This is a genomic window from Enterococcus sp. MSG3290 (assembly GCF_050555565.1).
Taxonomy (GTDB): domain Bacteria; phylum Bacillota; class Bacilli; order Lactobacillales; family Enterococcaceae; genus Enterococcus_B; species Enterococcus_B faecium.
This window is the reverse complement of record NZ_CP187862.1, coordinates 1,373,449-1,392,095: the sequence shown is the minus strand read 5'-3', so window position 1 is coordinate 1,392,095 and position 18,647 is coordinate 1,373,449. Positions and strand designations below refer to the sequence as shown.

Sequence of the window (18,647 nt, the reverse complement as noted above, 5' to 3'; positions counted from 1 at the left end):
ATGGAGGCCGTGTAAAATGACAAATGAAAAACATAAAGATAGATGGCTTTGGTATCCTGGAGACTTTGAGATCCGACATGGACTGCTACAAAATTTCCAACGGGAAGAACGAGGTTTTGACTGGCCAGCGTACTGGTACATGGATGATTGCCATCGGAACGTCAAGTTTAAGAGATATTACTTTCTTGATCAACCTTCCATGTTTAAAGTGACGATCCAAGGAGTTGGGTATGTAGAAATTAATGGACAAAAACATCCATGTGGAAAATGGCTGACTTGTCCAGCTGGTAAAGCAAAAATTCGTATCTTTGTAGGACATACATCAGGGCTACCAGCGATGTTTATCGAGGGAGACGAAGTAAAATCAGATATTGGCTGGACAGCAAGTAATTTTATTGAAGAATATCCAGCTGGCTGGAGTCCGCTTTATGTCGATATCGCAAAAGACCCAAATCAAATCTATTATCAAAAAGAATGCGTCCATCCAGTCACTGAAACGGAGATTGGCGGAGGAATCTTATTCGATTTTGGGCGAGCAGTGAATGGCTGTGTAGAACTAATATCTCTGGATGACCACATCGAATCTATCACTCTATGTTATGGAGAGTCCGATGTAGAAGCTATGGATATCGATTATTGCTACTATAAGCAAATAGGAATGACAAGAAAAATGAAAGCTCGTAAACGCGCTTTTCGTTATTTGTTTATACCAGAGGTTTCTACTGGAATGGTTCAACTTCAAGTTTTTCATGAATTTTTATCTCTTTCGAAACAAGCTGCTTTTTCAAGCGATTCTTCTTTACTGAATCAGATCTGGTCAGTATCAGAAGAAACCTTCAAGTTATGTAGTGATTTGTTTTTTATCGACGGTATCAAACGAGATCGCTGGATTTGGTCTGGAGATGCGTATCAATCATTCATGATCAATCAATATCTTTTTTTTGACGAGGAAATCAATAAACGAACGATATTAGCATTAAGAGGACAAAATGAAATCAAGCAGCATATGAATACTATCGTTGACTATTCGATCTTGTGGTTGATTGGTATCGAAAACCACTATATGATGACGAAAGACTATGAATTTTTACGCATCGTCTACCCTAAGATGCAATCATTAATGAGATACTTGATGGAGCAAACGAATGAATTAGGGTTTATTTATGGGAGAGCAAAAGATTGGATATTTATTGATTGGTCTGAAATGGATAAAGAAGGAACGCTTGCTGCAGAACAAGTCTTATTACTGAAAGCCTATCATTCCATGATCACTTGCGGAGATATCTTAGCTGAAACATATGGAGAGAACGAAAATTATCATACTCATCTCTATCAAGAAAAATATCAACTATTGAAACAAAACCTATTTGACTACTTTTGGGATGAAGAACTTGGCGCTTTTATCGATTGCTATGAATCTGGGAGAAGAAATGTGACGCGTCATGCGAATATTTTCGCTGTTTTATTCGATTTTGCTAACAAAGACCAACAGCAATCGATCTTAAAGAATGTCTTATTGAATGACACTATCACACAGATTACTACTCCATATTTCAAATTCTATGAACAAGATGCTTTATGCAAACTCGGACAGACGAATATCGTCTACCAAACGATTCTTGATTATTGGGGAGGGATGTTATCTCATGATGCGGTAACTTTCTGGGAAGAATACGACCCTACTCAAACAGGAAATGAAAAGTACAGTATGTATGGAGATCCTTATGGAAAAAGCTTATGCCATGCATGGGGAGCAAGCCCAATCTATCTTTTAGGACGCTATTTTATCGGTTTGTATCCAACAAAGCCAGGTTATGAAGAATTTATGATACAACCTAATCTAGATTCATTTGAAACACTGAATTGTACGCTACCTATCAAAGATGGAAAGATTTCGCTTGAAAAAACAAAAGATAAGATCGTGATTACTTCTGATAGAACAGGCGGAACAGTGAAAATGAATGGTAAAAGTTATCCTCTTCTAGCAAAGCAGCCACTTGTCTTAACAAGCTATTCAAAAATAAATGCATAAAACAAAAAACTGCTTGCGACATATCAGAAGACTTTAAATCTTCTTCTGATATTGTCCAAGCAATTTTTATTTTGAAGTTTGCTTAATTCTGTTCTTTAGAAACAATGTTTGTTCTTTTTCCGGCAAAAAGAAAGCTAGATAATACGACAAGTAAAAAGAAAGCGATGATTCCAACTGTCAAGGCTATTTGACCGTATTCTCCTAGTTTCCCAAGTACAAGTCCTGGTACTAGATAATCAGTATCGGCAAATGTAGAAGAAGCGATTTTAAGATCTCCTAATACTGGAAGGATAAATAATGGCAGCCAACTAATCAATAAGCTATTGAAAGCAGAACCTAATACCGCCCCTCTTCTACCGCCAGTCGAGTTGCCGAAGACACCAGAAGCAGCTCCGCAGAAGAAATGTCCTACTACCCCAGGAATGATAACTGTAGTTTGCAAGCCTATCATAGCAAACATGGATAGTGTTCCTACAAAGAAGCTAACAAAAAAGCCAATTAATACAGCATTAGGTGCATATGGAAAAACGATAGGAACATCTAATGCTGGTTTAGAATCGGGTACGAGTTTTTTAGCAATCCCTTGGAATGCTGGAACGATTTCTGCCAACACCATTCGAACCCCTTGAAGGACGATAACAAACCCAGCTGTGAATGTTCCAGCTTGGATCAGTGCAAAGATTACAGCGTTGTCTCCATTGCTTAGTTCTCTTTCAACAAATCCAGGACCAGCTAACAAAGCAAGTGCGACATATACGATCGACATCAAGAGCATGATCGATACAGTAGAATCTCGCAAAAAGCTGAAGCTTTTAGGAATCTTTATGTCCTCTGTAGAACGGTCTTTGTTTCCAAAAAACTTTCCGATCCATCCACTAGAAGCATAACCGATATTTCCGGTATGCCCTAACGCAACTTGATTGTTTCCAGTGATGTTCTTCATAAACGGTTGACAAAGAGCAGGCGTAATAGTTAATAGTGTTCCTTCGAAGACCCCGCCTAATAAGATCATCCACAAATTTGCGGTAAACCCCGCGCTTACTAAAATGACTGCTGTTAGACAAGAAACATAAAGCATTGCTTGACCTGTAAGAAAAATGAATTTATATCTTGTGAACCGAGCAAGTAAAATATTTACGATCATCCCTACTAGCATGATCAAAGCAGTAGGTGTACCGTATTGTTGCAAAGCAATCGCCACTACTGCTTCATTGCTAGGAACTACTCCTTGAGTATGCAGAGCTGTTTGGAACATCGAAGCAAAAGGGGTTAGTGAATTACTGATTAGACCAGCACCGCCGATCAGTACTAGGAATCCGACAAATGTTTTGATAGTTCCTTGGATCACTTCTGAAAATTTCTTCTTCTGAAGAACGAGACCAAGCAGTGCAATCAAAGAAACGAGGATGGAGGGCTGACTGACGATTGACACAAACAAATTCAACAATTTATCCATTGATAGTTCCTCCCTTGAATCATTTTTATTCTTTTGACAAGATCTTCGTTACTTTTTCTTTTACTTCTTCGCTGTCAATGATCGATTGCAAAGGTACGAGCTTTTCATCAGGTATAGAAGTTAGCGTATCTTTCAAAGAATGCTCAATGAAGAAATAATCAGCCATATCGCTAGATACACTTCCAACATCCGTATGACTTACTTCAAACTCGTCCACATCTGCTCCAAGATCTGCAAGTGCTTGTTTGATGTTCATCTCTACCATAAAACTTGTTCCTAATCCACTTTGACATACTGCAAAAATTTTCATATCATTCGTCTCCTTTTCTTATGATCGCTAATATTTCTTCTTTTGTTGATGCGTGTAATAAATCTTGAAGATTTTGTTTATTAGAAAGTAGCTTTGTTAAATTTGCCAACGCCCGAAGATGCGCCTCATTATCGATAGCAGCTAAACAGATAAACAAACTAATGGGATGGGCAGGATCATCAAGCAGATCCACAGGTTGTTGAAGTTTCAGCAAAGACATCCCTACTTCATTTACGCCATCTTCTGGACGAGCATGAGGTAATGCGATGTGGTCGCCAATATGGATAAACGCACCATACTGCTCCACGCGCTCGATCATAGCTTTGATATAACTTTCTTCTATTTTATTTTCTGATAATAGCGGCTGTGCGGCAAATGTGATTGCTTCTTGCCAGTTTTTTGGTTGATCCGATAATTGGATCATTTCTTCTGTTAATAATTCAGATAGCATAGGACGTTGATCCTCCTTCTTTTCTAAAAGTTTGTTCATTTTACGATTTAATACTTGATAGAGCTTTTCTTCGTCTACGCCTTCTTTTAATTCGATATAAGGCAGTAGCGCCGACAACAATTCTTGGGCAGAAGGCATTGAAAATCCTGGTATCAGCCAATCTCTTTGTACTTGATTGATCAGCTGATTTTTTTCCAAGTCAGTCATGATTGGATGCAGAACATAGAGAGACTTTTTCTTATCAGTAAGTGTGAGAGGTACAGTAGAAAAAATAATATCGTAAGAAGTTTCTTCAACCTCGTGTAAGCGGTCAGCTGAATTAGTCTCTGTAAAAAAGATCATCGGGAATAATTGCTGAAGTTCACTTTTTAAGATCAATGAAGAGCTAATGCCACTTGGACAGACGATCACGGCTCTTATTTTTCTATTTCTTTCTTCTGCGTCCGCTTTTCTGATCTCTCCGCCAAATAGTATAGTGAAAAAACCAATCTCTTCTTCAGGGATGCTCTTCCCTATTCGTCTTTCTAACGGAAGTAATGCTTTTCTTGTCATTTCGTAGATGGAAGCATATTGATGCTTAATTTGATCGATCATCACATTAGGTAAATAAAAAGAATAGGAAATACGAAAATAGGCAGGGACCAAGTGATAAAAGACATTCATCAATAATTCACGAAACGAAGCAAATTCTACGGCCATCAGGAATTCCATGCGATGAATGACTTCTGAAGAACATTCCAGCAAAAAATCAAGTGCAGGCTCCTGGACATCTCCTTCAACGATCGATGCTAAGCAAAGAGAGAAAAATATAATCTCCGAATTTTGATGTTCGGAATAGCCAAGGCCAGTCAATACTTGTCGACTAATGTCAGTGACTGCAAGAGAAGCCAACAGTTCAGCATCTTTTACCAGTTCCATGGATGTTTTTCCAATTCGAATGGTTGTCAAACTCAAATAATAAGCTAATTCATCCATTCGATTTGGTGCGAATCGAAGATCTGATAGTGAAATCGTTTTATCTAGCAAATCTCTAACTTTGGCGTAATAATCAATGGAAAGGGTTGCGGTTAAATACGTGAGCCCAAATCTTCCAGCAAGTGACTGCATCAAACGAGCAGTGCGATTTTTTGCTTCTCTTCTTAATATTGCTTCTGACCCTAGCAGCCTAAAACCAGTTTTCCTAGTATACGACAGCTGACAATCTTCCACTTCTAATTCATTTCTTATCTTTTTGATATCTGACAGGACTGTCCCTTTAGAAACCTGAAGAAAATCTTGAAAATGAAAAACAGAAACAGACGTTGCAGTCGAATAAACCATCAAATAAAGAAGATCTCTTCGCTCTTGTTCGGTATACACAGCTTCAAATCGAGTAATATCCAAAAATTTTTCTGCCCAGTCGATTGCTCGGAATTTCTTTATACGGATATGGGTATCATCCACATATTCGGCAAAAGGAGTTAATTGTTTGATCGCCTCGCTTGTATTTACTTCGATGATCTCTGCTGCTTTTTCTAGACTGATTTCTCTTGGTGTTTTCAGGAGATAACTAATTTTGTAGTTCACAGCGCTGTTCACCTCCTACTTATATTCTAGTATGGTAGCGCTTTTAAATCGAGGGGTGTTTGGTACAACTTACAGTTGGATTTTTTTTACGACTGTACCGAACGATTTCTATCGAATGGATACAGAAAAAAAGCAGGTGAACAAATGTCTCCTGCTTTTATGAATTGATTTCGTCCGATCAATGATGATCATGTTTATTTTTTGAGGTCAGTTCTTCAAATTTTTCTTTGACATCTTCAACCGCTTTTTCGATATCTTTTTCAAAGTGATTGGGCTCATTAGGCTTTGTTTCCTCTTCTACAGAATTTGAACCAGATAAAGCTGTTTCTTTATTTTCTGTTTCACCAGAGTTTGTGCCAGCTAATGATTCTTCTTTGTCTTCTGTTTCACCAGAATTAGTTCCTGCTAAAGCCACTTCTTCTTCTGTTTTAGGGGCCATTGAACCTCTTAATCGTTTGTGTTTTTCACCGTCATAATTTGTCATGTTGGTTCCTCCTAGTAGTTCTATACTTTTTCATCGTACAATAAGACAGTTTATGCGTCAAAAAACAAACCCGATTCTTACAAATATGTCATATTTTTCCTTCTGATTCTTGAATGCTTTTGATTCCTTCTTCCAAAATTTTCATTTGTAAGATTGTTTCTTCATCTTTGATGACTTTTTCTGCGCCATTAACTAATGTCTCGTAAATCCCTTCGTAGACACGGCTGTAATCACCAACCTCGGAAATTACTTTTTCTTCATGATAACTCCCTTGTTCATCTATATAGGTCAATACACCATAATGTTCGGGCAAATCGATACCAAAGTCTTCATGATCAGGCATGTAAAACATTTTCAGATGTTCTTCTTGTCGATCTTTTGTTTGTTTCACGAACATCCCTTTTTTTCCGTAAACGACGAAACTTGGACGTTCTTTGATGCGGAAATAACTGGATTTTATCGAAATTTTCATATTTCCATAGAAAAAATCCAGATCGAAGTAATCATTCATTCGTCCTTTCCCTAAAAGTTGACGTACATCATAGCTGATATCATCTGGTTCGCCGAAATAAGAAAGAACTTGATCTACTGTATGACAAGCATGTCCATATAAATAGCTGTTCGCAGTAGAAAATTCATGCGTATTTTCTGGTACTTCCGGTCTGAAATAATCATAATGCATTTCTACTTCTAAAATATCCCCTAATTTTCCGCTTTCGATTACTTTTTGGACTGTCAAGAAGTCAGAATCGAACCGTCTGTTTTGGTAACATTGGATAAATAGCCCTTTTTCTTTTGCTAATGCAAATAACTCTTCTGCTTCCTTTGACGTTTCTGCAAAAGGTTTCTCTACTAGTACATTCTTACCATGTTCGAGTGCCATTTTTCCATATTCATAATGAAATTGACTAGGTGTAGTGATGACAACTAATTGGATCTCAGGATCATCCCAAAGATCAGACAGCTGATCAGTATATTCGATGTCTTCGAATGTTTTCCACACTGGTTCAGATGGGGAAAAAATTTTTTTGATATTGATTTTGTTCGTAAGTTTTCTTGAAAAAGGCAAATGATAGCGATTTGTACTCTTTCCATTGCCAAGATAAGCGATTGTAAGCATGAGTGGTGCCTCCTTTTATTGATGTTTTCAGTATATCCTAGAAAAGCGCAGAAAGTATTTATAATAGCTATTCTGGTAAAAAAGTTCAGAAAAACACTTGTTATTATTCGGTTTGATGAAATTAATGTTCAAAGTAAGGATAAAAATCAAAAAGATAGTAGCGGAACCAAGTATTTATCAGTAAGATAGAATTTGGAGGTCAGATCATGCTTATTGAAGAAAAACTAACAAAACAAGAGTTGTTTACCACGACAGAGAAACGGATTGCCGATTACATCCGTAGGAATATCGAAGCTGCAGTCTACATGACGATTGAAGAATTAGCAAAAGCTACGTATACTTCCCATTCAGCTATCATTCGTTTATGCAAAAAAATGGGATTCAGCGGATTTAAAGAATTCCGTTTCGAGTTAGGGCGGGAAGTTCATCAATTGATTGCTCAGTTCAATCAAACGATTGATCCTAATTTTCCTTTTTCAAGTGAAGATAGCACTCAGCAAATTGCAAAGAAAATGGCGGATTTATCGATCCAGTCAATAAAAAAAGCACAATTGCAGATTGAACATGAAGATTTAGATCAAATCGGTAAAGTATTGAACAAGGCACAGCGAATCTTTCTTTTTGCAAAAGGTGATTCTCAAATCACGGCAAGGAAATTCCAGAATAAAATGGTCAAGTTGAATAAGTTTTTGATCATGGCCGAAGAATACAGTGATTCTTCTTGGAATGCAGCCAATTTGACTAGCGAGGATTGCGCCATTTTTATTAGCTACAGCGGTCGCATCCATCATTATGAACGAATAATGACCTATTTGAAGCATGTAGAGGCCCCTACCTTGCTGATTACCGGAAATCAGCATTCAGAAATGGCCAAACAGGCTGATATGTGTCTTGTTATATCGCAGGAGGAATATGATTTTGCTAAAGTAGCGACTTTCTCCTCTCAAATTGCCTTCGATTACGTATTAAATACGTTATTCTCAGTGATATATTCTCAAAATTTTGAAGAGAATATCCGCAACTTGAAAAACAAACAAGAATTGATGCAAAAAGGCCTTCTTAAAGAATATCGGAAAACTTAAGAAAAGATCCTCATTTAGTAATAAGAAAGATAGTGTTTGATAGGCTCTCTTTGATATCATCATAAAAACAGGCTGAAGTTTTCTTTTTCAAACTTCAGCCTGTTTGTTTACGGAACGATTCGAATAGATATATTATAGAAATGAGGAATAGCTAACTTCTGTTTCTTATTTTGAACGATTGACGAAAAAGATATATAAGAAGGAGGAAAATCAGTATACATGCAGCTAACAATCCATACAGGAAAAATCGTTTGTTCTCGGATACTTTCTGTACTTCTTTTTGAACTTCTTTTGCATGATAAGGAACCCGGTGCCCTCTGACAAGTAAGCGATGACTGTTGACCATATAAGGTGTACAAGTTAGGAGTGTCACGAAATCCTGCCCTTTTTCGATTCTCAGATCTTTTGTATCAGTCGGTTCTATCGTCTTGATCTGATCGACTTGATAAGCGAGTGTCCGTCCATTGATTTCGATATAGAAAGAATCACCTAAAGTCAGTTTCGGTAAGTCTGTGAACAACTTTGCTTGAGGTAGTCCTCGATGGCTGGAAATAACGGCATGTGTATTTTCTCCCCCCGTAGGATAAGACGTTCCTTCCAATAATGAGGCACCTTTTTCTAGCAGCACAGTATTCGTTTCATCAAAAATTGGCAAATGGACATTGATCTCAGGGATCGTCAAAATACCGATCGTATGTTTCTCAAAATAGGTTCTATCCTTTTTCGCAGGTTCTTTTTTCTTAGTAAAGGGATCTGCACCTGGATTTCCACCTTCTTTTGCTAATTGCTGGTTTTTCTTTGTCATGTTTTCTTGGATTTTAGCCATGACTTCTTCATTTTCTTTGACCGCTTGTTGCTGATAATGAGAGATGATCTGCTGATCCAGATAATTATTCAGCGCGTCGCTAACAAATGGATAAGCTAGTATCCCTATTCCTGAGAGAAGCAAGAAAAGCATCAGCAGATCTAGAAGTTTCCTTTTCTTTGGTTTCATTTGTGTTCTCCTTGTGATGACTGTTTGATAATAAAAGAAAAAGGAGCATTTGCGTAATCCGCTGCTCCTTTTTCCAATTCTTGCAAAAAGACTAAATCTGACTGTGCTTGCGTCTAGCAAAGTACAGTCCAGCAATCAATAGAAGGACTACTCCTGCACCGATATACACATAGATTCCCTTACCGCCTGTTGAAGGAAGTGTACCTTTGTGTTTATTTGGTATTTTTTCAGGAGAAATCAACTGTCCTGCTGTTACATAAGATTGTTCATCGATAGTAAATGCTACACGGTTTGTTAATGGAACATATTTTTCTGGCGCTTTCGTTTCTTCCAGATAGTACGTGCCATATTTTAGACCTGTCACATCGATTAAACCGTTACTTGTGGTTGTAAAAACCGTTGCTGATTCTTTCGCCGATACCCAGCTGACGGCTTTTGTGGATGGGTCGATCGATAAATATTTCGCTGTGTCACTATCTTGATCACGAACGACGAATTCTGCTCCAGCAAGTGTTTGATCTGATGTAACGTCACCATCTACTTTAACAAATCGTTTGCCCCCAGTAACGACATCGACTGACGGTGGTGTTTGATCATTTGTATGCCCGTTATCGACATTTGCTTGGTTAGAAAATCCTTTGGTTGGATCTGCTTTTTCGTTCAAATGCATATAGTAAACGAATTTCAATGTACCGCCAGGAGTTAATGAAGGAATATAATTCGGATCAACTGAAACCGTGAATCCGTTTGTTTGCTCAGTGACAGAATAATTTACTGGGTTGATTTCTTTATTTCCATCATATAAGGCATAAACATACGTTCCTGAAGAATCATTATCAAATGTCAAAGCAGCGTCATGAGTATCGATAAGTTTGAATGTTGTGTACTTGTTTTGCGTTCCTTCTTTATCAGCGATACCTAATGGGATATTGACAGAAATCTCATATTGAATTTTTTCACCGATTGCGACATCTTTTCCATTCAATTGAGGTGTTGTTTTATCAACTTTAGACGTATCATTTTTGATGGTCTTTTCTACTGGTGTTTGGCTATTTGCCAGGATCTCAAAAGGCGTGATTGTTTGCTTTTCAATCATTTCCGCATTATCAGGAGCTTTTACTTCTTCTAAATTATATTTTCCAACTTCTAAATGATTAACGATCAACTGGCCTTTTTCAATAGATGCCTCGGCAAAGTCATTGTTGCCGATGTCATAAGAATGACCAGTAATGAAATGTTTGGCTTTGGTTTGATCAGTTGTCCAAGTGTACAATCCATCTGTGACACTTTGGATGTATTTTTTGACGCTTGGTGTTCCTTCTTCTTTAGAAATAATAAATTCTGCTCCATTTAGTGCTTCGTTTTCGGCAGTACCGATTTTTGTAACTTTCAACGTTCCATCATTACCGACTGTATTTTTAGGGTAGAGATGGATAGTATCTAGTTCTTCTGTCCCGTATTTATAAGAGCCATCTGCTTGTTTGATCATCTCATATACAGGGAAAGCTAAAACCATGTTTGCGGCAGCTGACACTCCGTCTTTTGGTTCTTCTTTGATCGTGTAGACTGCATCTTTCCCATTTTGTTTTTTAGGTAAAGATAAAGTGACATTTCCATCAGCATCTGTCGTTCCTGAAGCAACTGGTGTACCAGGAGTCAAAGACTGGACTGCTTGTTTTGCTGCATCCACGGACGCTCCTTTATCTCGTTGCGCATAAAATTCTTGAGTGACGTTATAAACTGAAAATGAAATATCGGCTAATCCTTGGTATTGATCGAATTCGCTCATTTCTTTCCCGCTGTTTTGGATTAAAGGATCGGGTAAATCAGTCATTTTCTTTTTATGAAGGATGACTTGAGCTGCTGTCTCCTCTGCAAACACTTTTTTTGCGCCGAAGCTGTTTGTGAGTAATGGTAAAATAAGGAAAAGTACTCCTAACATAACGTTTATTTTTTTATGATTTTTCATTTTTTCACTCCTGTTCTTTTTTTGATAAACAACCAGATTGCAAAGCTTGCGAATACCATACCAACAACGCCTAAAAGTGTATTTTTCGTTTCGTTTGTTTTTGGAAGAAATGGACGGCTATTTTCTTTTTTATTGACTACTTTCAATATACTGTCCGCCTCTTTATCCTCAGAAAGAAAAGTTGAAATGGTAAACGGAATTTCTGTTTCACTTAAAATATAACCAGAAGGTGCTTCGATCTCTTTTAATCGATAACTTCCTGTTTTCAACCCGGAAATTGAAAAAGCGCCATTTTTATCGGAAATCAGGTGAAGCGCATCTGATTCGTTCTTTGTCCACTTGTATCCGTTGGCTGTTTGCTGGAGGTAATTTCCTGCTTTGTTTTTAATAAGGAATACTGCGCCAGCTAATCGTTTATCTGGTTTATTTGTCTCGATTTTGACAAATTGCTTACTCCCTGTATATACAGAAACTTTCTTTGTACTGATACCAAAACCAAAATCCAGTGTTCCGTTGTTGTTGATTTCCTTGTTCGCCTGTGCTGTACTGCTTAGTTGCATCTGATAAGAAATGGTCAGTTTTTTTCCAGCATATTTTTCCAACGAAGGGATCGAAAATAAAACATCAAATCCGTGAGGTTTCTTGTGTATGACAAAGCCTTCTGTCAGCTTTTCTCCATTCGATGAAATCGTTAAACTATTAGGTAAAAACGTTAATGCTTCATCCGCACTATCTGACAATTCGAACTTTTGATAGTCAAGGATATTTACAGGAATTGTCGTATGCAAGGAATAAGTGATTTTTTCACCAATCGTAAAATCATTTCTAGGCTCTTCTAATACCTTCTCAAAAGGTGGATCAGGGTAGTCGTTTTCTTCATTTTTAGGATACAAATGGATAGTTGAAAGTTTTTGATTGTTTTGTCCATGTACAGGAAGAACAATTACCATATTCTCTGCCTTTTCTTTGACGACTTCTGGTGCTTTGGATTCAATGAAAAGATACGCTTTATCTCTTTTTTCTTGATCTTTAGCGGCCAGAGAAAAAGAAGCGATACCATCTTCGTTGTTAAGAGTTGTAGTTGTTGCTTCTGCGGTAAACGTACCGGAAGACGCACCGTTTTTTGCGATCTCTGCTTGTGCTTCTTCTACCGTTTTGCCCTTTTCCCGTAGATGGTAAAAAGAATCTGTGACATCATAAACTTGGAATGTGACACCATTTAATCCTCGATACGTTTGTAATAAAGCTTTTTCTTGTCCGTCATTTGGATGATTTTTCGGCAGTTGCCCGTTTGGGAAAAGCAATTTGTGTAAAGTAATCTGAACCATTTCTGTTTCTGTTTCTGTTGCTGCCTGAGTAAAAGCTGGTTTAAATAGTAACAAGAAGAGACACACACTAAGCCAACCAAGTTTTTTCATATTTAGCTGCCCCCTCTTTCTTTTTTCAAAAAAAGATACCAAATAGAAAACGCACAACCAATCATCCCTACTAGATAGATTCCTAAACGGCCAATTCCTCCCGTTTCAGGTAATGGTACTTTTGCCTGATTCGTGATGTCTAAAGAAATCTGGTTGTTTTTGGCTCCTGGTGACAGAACAGATTCATGATCTTGTCCATCCACTTGAATTGACCCATCTTCGTGTATAACTATAGTAACTGGCTCTTTTAGACCTTGGTATCCTTCTGGTGTAAAAGTTTCGGTCAGCGTATAAGTTCCAGGTTTTAAATTTTCGAATAGAAAGGTATCTGTTTCTTGTCCATCTTTTGGCAATTCTAAGTCCATTTCAGGTCCTTGCAGTCTGAATTTTGCTCCTTTTAATGTCTGTCCGTTGTCTTCTTTTTTGTGTACCGTTAGATCAAACGCTTTTAGTCGATTTTGATGAGTGAGCGTCCATACATTATTTGTCATCTCGGTATTTTTTCCCGTGTAAATGATTTTTCCATATTTATCGATTTGGAATTCATAATTTCCCGGCGAAGTATCATATCCGGCAGGACCAGCTGTTTCAACGACTCGGTATTTACCAGGTGTGAGTGAATCAAAACTGGCAAGACCTTTTTCATTCGTTGTTTGGCTGTCAATTGGCCGATAAGTACCATTTGCTTCTTTTTTCTGTAGGGAAAATGCTGCTCCTTTAAGATTTATCTCTTTGTCCGTCCCTTGCATCGCATACTTACGTACTGCTACAGGAACTTCAACAAAAGGATTTTCAATGGTCAACTGGATCGTATCATCGGAAGTAGTGACTGTTTTTCCATCAATGGTTACCGTACCATCAGAAGCGATCTTGATTTCCCAAGTAGTCTTTTTGCTTAATTCATGCCCTTCTGGAGCTTTTGTTTCTGTCAGCGTATAGGTCATTTCTTTTTGCAATTTGACATTTTCTGGAAGAGAATAGGTTCCGTCGCCATGATCTGTTAGTAAAGTATCAATAGAATCTCCTGTTAATTTGAAGACAGCACCGATGAGATTCTTTTCACCTGTAGAGGAATTTTTCGTTATTTTCAAGTTTAACGGTGTGAATTGTTTAGTATTTTTCCATGTCATTGCATCTATTTGTTGAGAATCGTATCCTGGTACAGGTAATTCTTTGATTGTTTGGTAACTGAATGCTTGACCTTGATTATTGTATTGAGGTAGTGATAATATCTCTTGATAACTTTCTCCGCTATTTGCAGATAATTTGTCAATGTCTGCACGTTCCCACGTATTTGTTGTATCTTTAGCTGGTTTAATGATTCGAATATATCCGTTTTTCCAAGCTGCAGCATTTGTCGTATGTTCCCGTTGAATCTCAAAAGTAACTTGATCTGGACGATCAGCTAGATTGTTGTCAAATTCTTCCCATAACTTTTTGATGTGAAGACTGACTCCGGGAGCTTTAGCAGATGGTATACCGAATTCAGCTAATTCATTGGTATCAATGTTTGGCTGGAAAGTTGTCCTGCCGTTCATTTGATACCAGAAATTTGGATGGAAGTCCTCATTTTCTGTTTGGATTCTCACTTGGTAATGGATTTGGATTTCTTGGTCTTTTCCTAAATAGATCTGATTGCTCTTGATGGTATTTCCTTCTATGGAAATAGATGGAGTGACCGTTGTAGGACTTGTCCCCACACTCTTGACTGAAAGTGTACCAGGCTGATAAATGAATGGTTCTGCGATTGGATCATTTATTTGTCCATTGCTTACAGTTGCTGAGATCTGTACAGCTTTTTTGGCTAGGTATTCAGAGATATCTGTTGCATGATCAGCTGATTCATAGTAAAGATCGCCTTTTTCATCTGATGAAACCATTTGTCGCATACGAGACTCTACTTCTGCTTTTGAGAGACCAGCTGCCGGATCGCTTTGAAGTTGGATGCCAAGACCATGTATTTCGATTCCTCGTTCTTTGAGTGCCATCGCTTCTCCGATGGTTGCGATAAACGTACTGTCGATTCTTCTGGATAGATTGTTTTGGTCAGGTGCATAATAGCTTCTTGAGATTCGAGAAGTATTTCCCGGCTGATCTTGCGTATTAGAAAACTGAGTTCCGTAATAATTGCTGCTTGATTGTGCGTGTACCCGCTGTACTTTATAGGAAAATGTTGGTACACCATCCGTCAGCAAAACGATCACTTTTTTATGTCCATTTGGAACGGATAGCATGTTTCCTGCATCTCTTAGTGCTTTTTGTGTAAAAGTACCACCATTTGTCCGTGAAGGTGTAATGGATTTTACTTGATTTTTCACTGAATCAAATGAACCCATCTGTACTGCACCGTTACTGTAGCTATATCCTTCGCTTGAGTAGCCGACATATCCCATATTGATTTTGTCTGTGATACCGCTATCTGCTAAAGTATCGACAAAACGATCGACACCAATCTTTACTTCACCGATCCGATTATTGTCGTTCATACTTCCTGACCAGTCTACGACCAATACGAGATCAAGAGGCGTGATATCTTTTTGTACATTTCCACGAGCATTCAAATAAACATCAAACAATCCGGGTGTACTTGTTTCCTTTGCATACTTTCGTATCGCATAGTCTGCTTGATTACCCGTTCCTCCATATTCGATATACGAATGGGTCCGATCATTAGGATCTCCATTCCAAGAATTTATACCATCCCATTGATTTGTTCCGTTTTTATTGCCTTGATGATCAAGAACATTTGTATTTCCTGTAGGTTGCCAACTGGCTTTAGGATAAGTGCCCCGATCATCTGTCGTATATTCTGTAGGAATCGTTTGATTAGATGGCACACTCACAGCTGGCAAGGATAATGTAGGCAATGTAAATGGGCTGACAGAATTTTCGTTTTCTTTTGATGATTCTTCTTCTATTTCGTCTGCCTTTGGTACTGACACATCTGTTTCTTTCTTATTTTCTGTCTCATCAATAATGTCATACTCTTTATTATCGACGATCAGCTTGTTTGCCTGGCTGTGGTAAAGTGCTGGATCGATTGGAAAACTCAGATCGATAGTTTGTTTAGTGTTTGATGAGATTTCCAACGTAATTTTCCCGCTATTTACCTGATAAGCATAGCCATCTCCTTCTTTTCTTTCCACATCACTTAAGTAATTTTCGACTAGACCAATTTCTTTTTCTATCTTTTCAGCACTGGTGTTATTCGCATTTAGCTTGATGTTCAGTGCTTTTTTTCCAGATTGATCCGAAATGACTTCAGCTGAAATTGTTTCTAAAACTGTTGGATCATCTGTAGTGTCTGCTATTGCAGATAATGGCACAAAGTTTGATAAACTCAATATTATCAGCATGAAAATAACTTTCAGTTTCTTCCCTGTAGTCGTCATTTTTCCCCTCCTTTTTATTTTTTTCTGTTTTGACGTGAATAGTGAAAATTATTAAAATAAACAGGCGTTACATAATTTTATTTATTTTAATATGATAATTATTATACGAAGGGCGCTAAAGGGAATCACACCAATTTTCATACCAATTGGTTTCATTTATGAAGTTGATTCCTTCGATTAATGAGCGTTTCATTGAAAGAAAAGGGTTGAGGGAGAAAAACATATGATCAGGTTGTTGGAAGGAAACTATAGAAAGATGGAAAAAATCATTCGAATTCTGTCCATTTCTGACAAGTGGATGACTAAAAAAGAACTTGCCAAACGAATTGGTAGTTCAGAATCTACATTTGTAAGGTATATCGAAGAGATCAAAATCCGCTGGGGAACGGATGTAACGATTCAATCTTCACAAAAATTGGGGTATCGTCTTGAACATTTGAATGTACCAGCTTATTTAAATGTTCTGATGGAAATGTCGCAAAGTTCTACAAACAGTCGTTTATTAAATGAGATTATTGTCAATCCGGGTAAAACGATTGAGTATTATTGTGAAAAAATTTCCATCAGCCGGTCTTCTTTTACACGTAAGTTGAAACAATGCAATCAAATTTTAGAAAGCTATTTATTAAAAGTGATCGTTGACCAAGGTTTTCAGTTAACTAGCCTTAAAAGTGAGCTCCAGTTGCGTATCTTTGTCACCTTTTTCTTTTTAAGTTACTACGGAAGACGCACGTTGCCATTTCCAATCGAAAAAAAGAAGATCAAAGAAATTATGGTCAAGAATAATTGTCAGTTGAATTTGTTTCAGGAAGAAAGCCCATATGAGCAATCTTTCTTTATTATGTATTTTGTTGTGCATCTCATGAGAGAATCCCAAGGAACTCCATTTGAATGGAAAGCTGGAGACTCTTATGTACAGTTGATAAATATCGATAAAAAAGACTTCTTAATCTTGAAAAATCTCTTAGGAAAATTGAAGTACAGCAGCTATATAAAAGTAGTGAACTATTTTGTCAATACGATTTTTTCAGAATTTTCGGAGAAAGAAAAAAATGAAATCAGTGAGCAGATACGAAAAAATATGTCCTACTGTTCGTTTTCATCCTCTGATTGCAAAGAAAAAAACGAAGAATATGTTGTTCAATTATTAACGCAAATTTATTTTTTCTCCCGTATTTTCCCATACGATACGACTCATTTGACGATCCGTGCAACTTACTTTGCACAGCAGATGCAACACCGCCAGATACGTCTGTATGCTGGATTTCGTGCAGAACTTCAATTTTATTCCACTCTACTGAATCAGAATCTGATTTATTATTTATCTAGCTATATCTTTTGGATGCTTATCGGTAATCCTGAAATTCACCATTATACTTCTGATAAAAAAATACTGATCATCAGTGACTTAAGTCTTCGACATAGTCAATATATTGAAGAATATATCAGTGATATTCTTGCTGTGCATAAAATTCACTCTGAGACAACTGCTATTACTGAAGATCAGCTGTCGAAATACAATCTTCTCGAGTATGATTTGATCGTTACGAATCAACCCATTTTGAATGCCCATGTTCCTCATATATTGATTGATGATAGTGTGTCATTCGCAAATGAAGAAGAACTCATCCGCTTATTCGAGTTATGAATAATCAAAAAACAGCTATGTATAAACCACCCTGATAAAAATTTCAGGACAAATTCACATAGCTGTTTCTTTTTATTGTATTCCTTCAGCAATCCAACGAGATTTATAGCGAAAGTCTTTTAACAGCTCTTCTTTTGTCCAATTATTTGCAATGAGATCCGTCAATGTGTTCATTACGAGGGTCATGGAAAAGTATAGGAAACTAACTGCTTCTTCCGACGATTGAATGGAGAAATGATTGATTCTTAATAATTCCAGCCATTTTTCGTTCATTGGAGAATCAGCCGATAGTTCTCTACGTTTGGTTGTCTGCTGATCATTTCGCTGGGTTAACAAGTATAACCTTTGCCAATAGATACTTTCGTGATCTAAGTCGCAGCACCACTCTAAATATTTTTCGATCCCCAAAAAGAAATGTTGTTTGTTTTCGCTAATGAATTTTAAGATATCTTGATGGACTATGTGAGAACTGCTTTTGATCGTATACAAATAAGCATCTTCCAAATCTTGAAAATATTTATAAAAAGCACCGCGCGACATCCCCATCTTGTCAACGATCTCTGAGACTTTGACTTGGCTGATGTGCTGTGAGCAAAATATCTCCAGTAATAGGTCATCGATTCTCTGTTTCTTTGCGTTCGATAAATTGAAAAAAGTTTCTTTTGGCATCCACATCTCTCCTTTATCTCTGATTATACGTGGATAGCCCTTCATTGTCATGAAGG

13 protein-coding genes are annotated in these 18,647 nt (G+C 37.4%); 3 read left to right on the top strand and 10 right to left on the bottom strand.

The annotated features are described in order from the left end of the window. Nucleotides 1-16 precede the first annotated feature (16 nt). Nucleotides 17-2,032: an alpha-L-rhamnosidase gene (locus tag IGL31_RS06625; protein WP_002286037.1), complete on the top strand. Its 2,016-nt coding sequence runs from the start codon at nt 17-19 to the stop codon at nt 2,030-2,032. A gap of 82 nt (nt 2,033-2,114) precedes the next feature. On the opposite strand, the gene IGL31_RS06620 is transcribed toward IGL31_RS06625, so the two are convergent. The 5 genes from IGL31_RS06620 to IGL31_RS06600 form a co-directional block, all read right to left on the bottom strand. Continuing rightward, complete coding sequence (locus tag IGL31_RS06620) at nt 2,115-3,488, bottom strand: PTS ascorbate transporter subunit IIC (RefSeq protein WP_002286041.1); 1,374 nt, start codon at nt 3,486-3,488, stop codon at nt 2,115-2,117. Between the two features lie 25 nt (nt 3,489-3,513). Further along, complete coding sequence (locus tag IGL31_RS06615; protein ID WP_002286047.1) at nt 3,514-3,798, bottom strand: PTS sugar transporter subunit IIB; 285 nt, start codon at nt 3,796-3,798, stop codon at nt 3,514-3,516. Nucleotide 3,799: 1 nt separating this feature from the next. After that, complete coding sequence (locus IGL31_RS06610; RefSeq protein ID WP_086300086.1) at nt 3,800-5,815, bottom strand: BglG family transcription antiterminator; 2,016 nt, start codon at nt 5,813-5,815, stop codon at nt 3,800-3,802. Nucleotides 5,816-5,993: 178 nt separating this feature from the next. Beyond that, nucleotides 5,994-6,299, bottom strand: coding sequence for a hypothetical protein (locus IGL31_RS06605; RefSeq protein WP_002286049.1), 306 nt, complete (start codon nt 6,297-6,299; stop codon nt 5,994-5,996). 88 nt (nt 6,300-6,387) lie between these two features. Next, nucleotides 6,388-7,419, bottom strand: coding sequence for a Gfo/Idh/MocA family oxidoreductase (locus IGL31_RS06600; protein ID WP_002286050.1), 1,032 nt, complete (start codon nt 7,417-7,419; stop codon nt 6,388-6,390). A gap of 206 nt (nt 7,420-7,625) precedes the next feature. On the opposite strand from IGL31_RS06600, the gene IGL31_RS06595 reads away from it, so the two are divergent. Then, nucleotides 7,626-8,501, top strand: coding sequence for a MurR/RpiR family transcriptional regulator (locus IGL31_RS06595; RefSeq protein ID WP_002295882.1), 876 nt, complete (start codon nt 7,626-7,628; stop codon nt 8,499-8,501). 151 nt (nt 8,502-8,652) lie between these two features. Here IGL31_RS06595 and IGL31_RS06590 read toward each other — a convergent pair whose 3' ends face one another. The 4 genes from IGL31_RS06590 to IGL31_RS06575 all read right to left on the bottom strand — a co-directional run bounded on the left by IGL31_RS06590 (nt 8,653) and on the right by IGL31_RS06575 (nt 16,274). Then, nucleotides 8,653-9,495, bottom strand: a complete 843-nt coding sequence (locus tag IGL31_RS06590) for a class C sortase (protein ID WP_086300085.1) — start codon at nt 9,493-9,495, stop codon at nt 8,653-8,655. Between the two features lie 91 nt (nt 9,496-9,586). Beyond that, entirely contained in the window at nt 9,587-11,464 is a 1,878-nt protein-coding gene (locus IGL31_RS06585; protein ID WP_086300084.1) for a SpaH/EbpB family LPXTG-anchored major pilin, read from the bottom strand. Beyond that, nucleotides 11,461-12,882: a SpaH/EbpB family LPXTG-anchored major pilin gene (locus IGL31_RS06580; protein ID WP_086300083.1), complete on the bottom strand. Its 1,422-nt coding sequence runs from the start codon at nt 12,880-12,882 to the stop codon at nt 11,461-11,463. The genes IGL31_RS06585 and IGL31_RS06580 overlap by 4 nt, the downstream gene beginning before the upstream one ends. Before the next feature lie 2 nt (nt 12,883-12,884). Continuing rightward, nucleotides 12,885-16,274, bottom strand: coding sequence for a SpaA isopeptide-forming pilin-related protein (locus IGL31_RS06575; RefSeq protein ID WP_086300082.1), 3,390 nt, complete (start codon nt 16,272-16,274; stop codon nt 12,885-12,887). Nucleotides 16,275-16,530: 256 nt separating this feature from the next. Between IGL31_RS06575 and IGL31_RS06570 the strand changes: the two genes are divergently transcribed. Further along, entirely contained in the window at nt 16,531-17,922 is a 1,392-nt protein-coding gene (locus IGL31_RS06570) for a helix-turn-helix domain-containing protein (protein ID WP_081156401.1), read from the top strand. A 72-nt stretch (nt 17,923-17,994) separates the two neighbouring features. On the opposite strand, the gene IGL31_RS06565 is transcribed toward IGL31_RS06570, so the two are convergent. Next, nucleotides 17,995-18,642, bottom strand: coding sequence for a TetR/AcrR family transcriptional regulator (locus IGL31_RS06565; RefSeq protein WP_002286057.1), 648 nt, complete (start codon nt 18,640-18,642; stop codon nt 17,995-17,997). Nucleotides 18,643-18,647: the final 5 nt, after the last annotated feature.

Coding starts and splice junctions, on each gene's coding strand:
- IGL31_RS06585 (WP_086300084.1), bottom strand. CDS start 11,464: ATGAAAAATCATAAAAAAATAAACGTTATGTTAGGAGTACTTTTCCTT.
- IGL31_RS06620 (WP_002286041.1), bottom strand. CDS start 3,488: ATGGATAAATTGTTGAATTTGTTTGTGTCAATCGTCAGTCAGCCCTCC.
- IGL31_RS06580 (WP_086300083.1), bottom strand. CDS start 12,882: ATGAAAAAACTTGGTTGGCTTAGTGTGTGTCTCTTCTTGTTACTATTT.
- IGL31_RS06625 (WP_002286037.1), top strand. CDS start 17: ATGACAAATGAAAAACATAAAGATAGATGGCTTTGGTATCCTGGAGAC.
- IGL31_RS06615 (WP_002286047.1), bottom strand. CDS start 3,798: ATGAAAATTTTTGCAGTATGTCAAAGTGGATTAGGAACAAGTTTTATG.
- IGL31_RS06570 (WP_081156401.1), top strand. CDS start 16,531: ATGGAAAAAATCATTCGAATTCTGTCCATTTCTGACAAGTGGATGACT.
- IGL31_RS06595 (WP_002295882.1), top strand. CDS start 7,626: ATGCTTATTGAAGAAAAACTAACAAAACAAGAGTTGTTTACCACGACA.
- IGL31_RS06575 (WP_086300082.1), bottom strand. CDS start 16,274: ATGACGACTACAGGGAAGAAACTGAAAGTTATTTTCATGCTGATAATA.
- IGL31_RS06600 (WP_002286050.1), bottom strand. CDS start 7,419: ATGCTTACAATCGCTTATCTTGGCAATGGAAAGAGTACAAATCGCTAT.
- IGL31_RS06590 (WP_086300085.1), bottom strand. CDS start 9,495: ATGAAACCAAAGAAAAGGAAACTTCTAGATCTGCTGATGCTTTTCTTG.
- IGL31_RS06605 (WP_002286049.1), bottom strand. CDS start 6,299: ATGACAAATTATGACGGTGAAAAACACAAACGATTAAGAGGTTCAATG.
- IGL31_RS06565 (WP_002286057.1), bottom strand. CDS start 18,642: ATGACAATGAAGGGCTATCCACGTATAATCAGAGATAAAGGAGAGATG.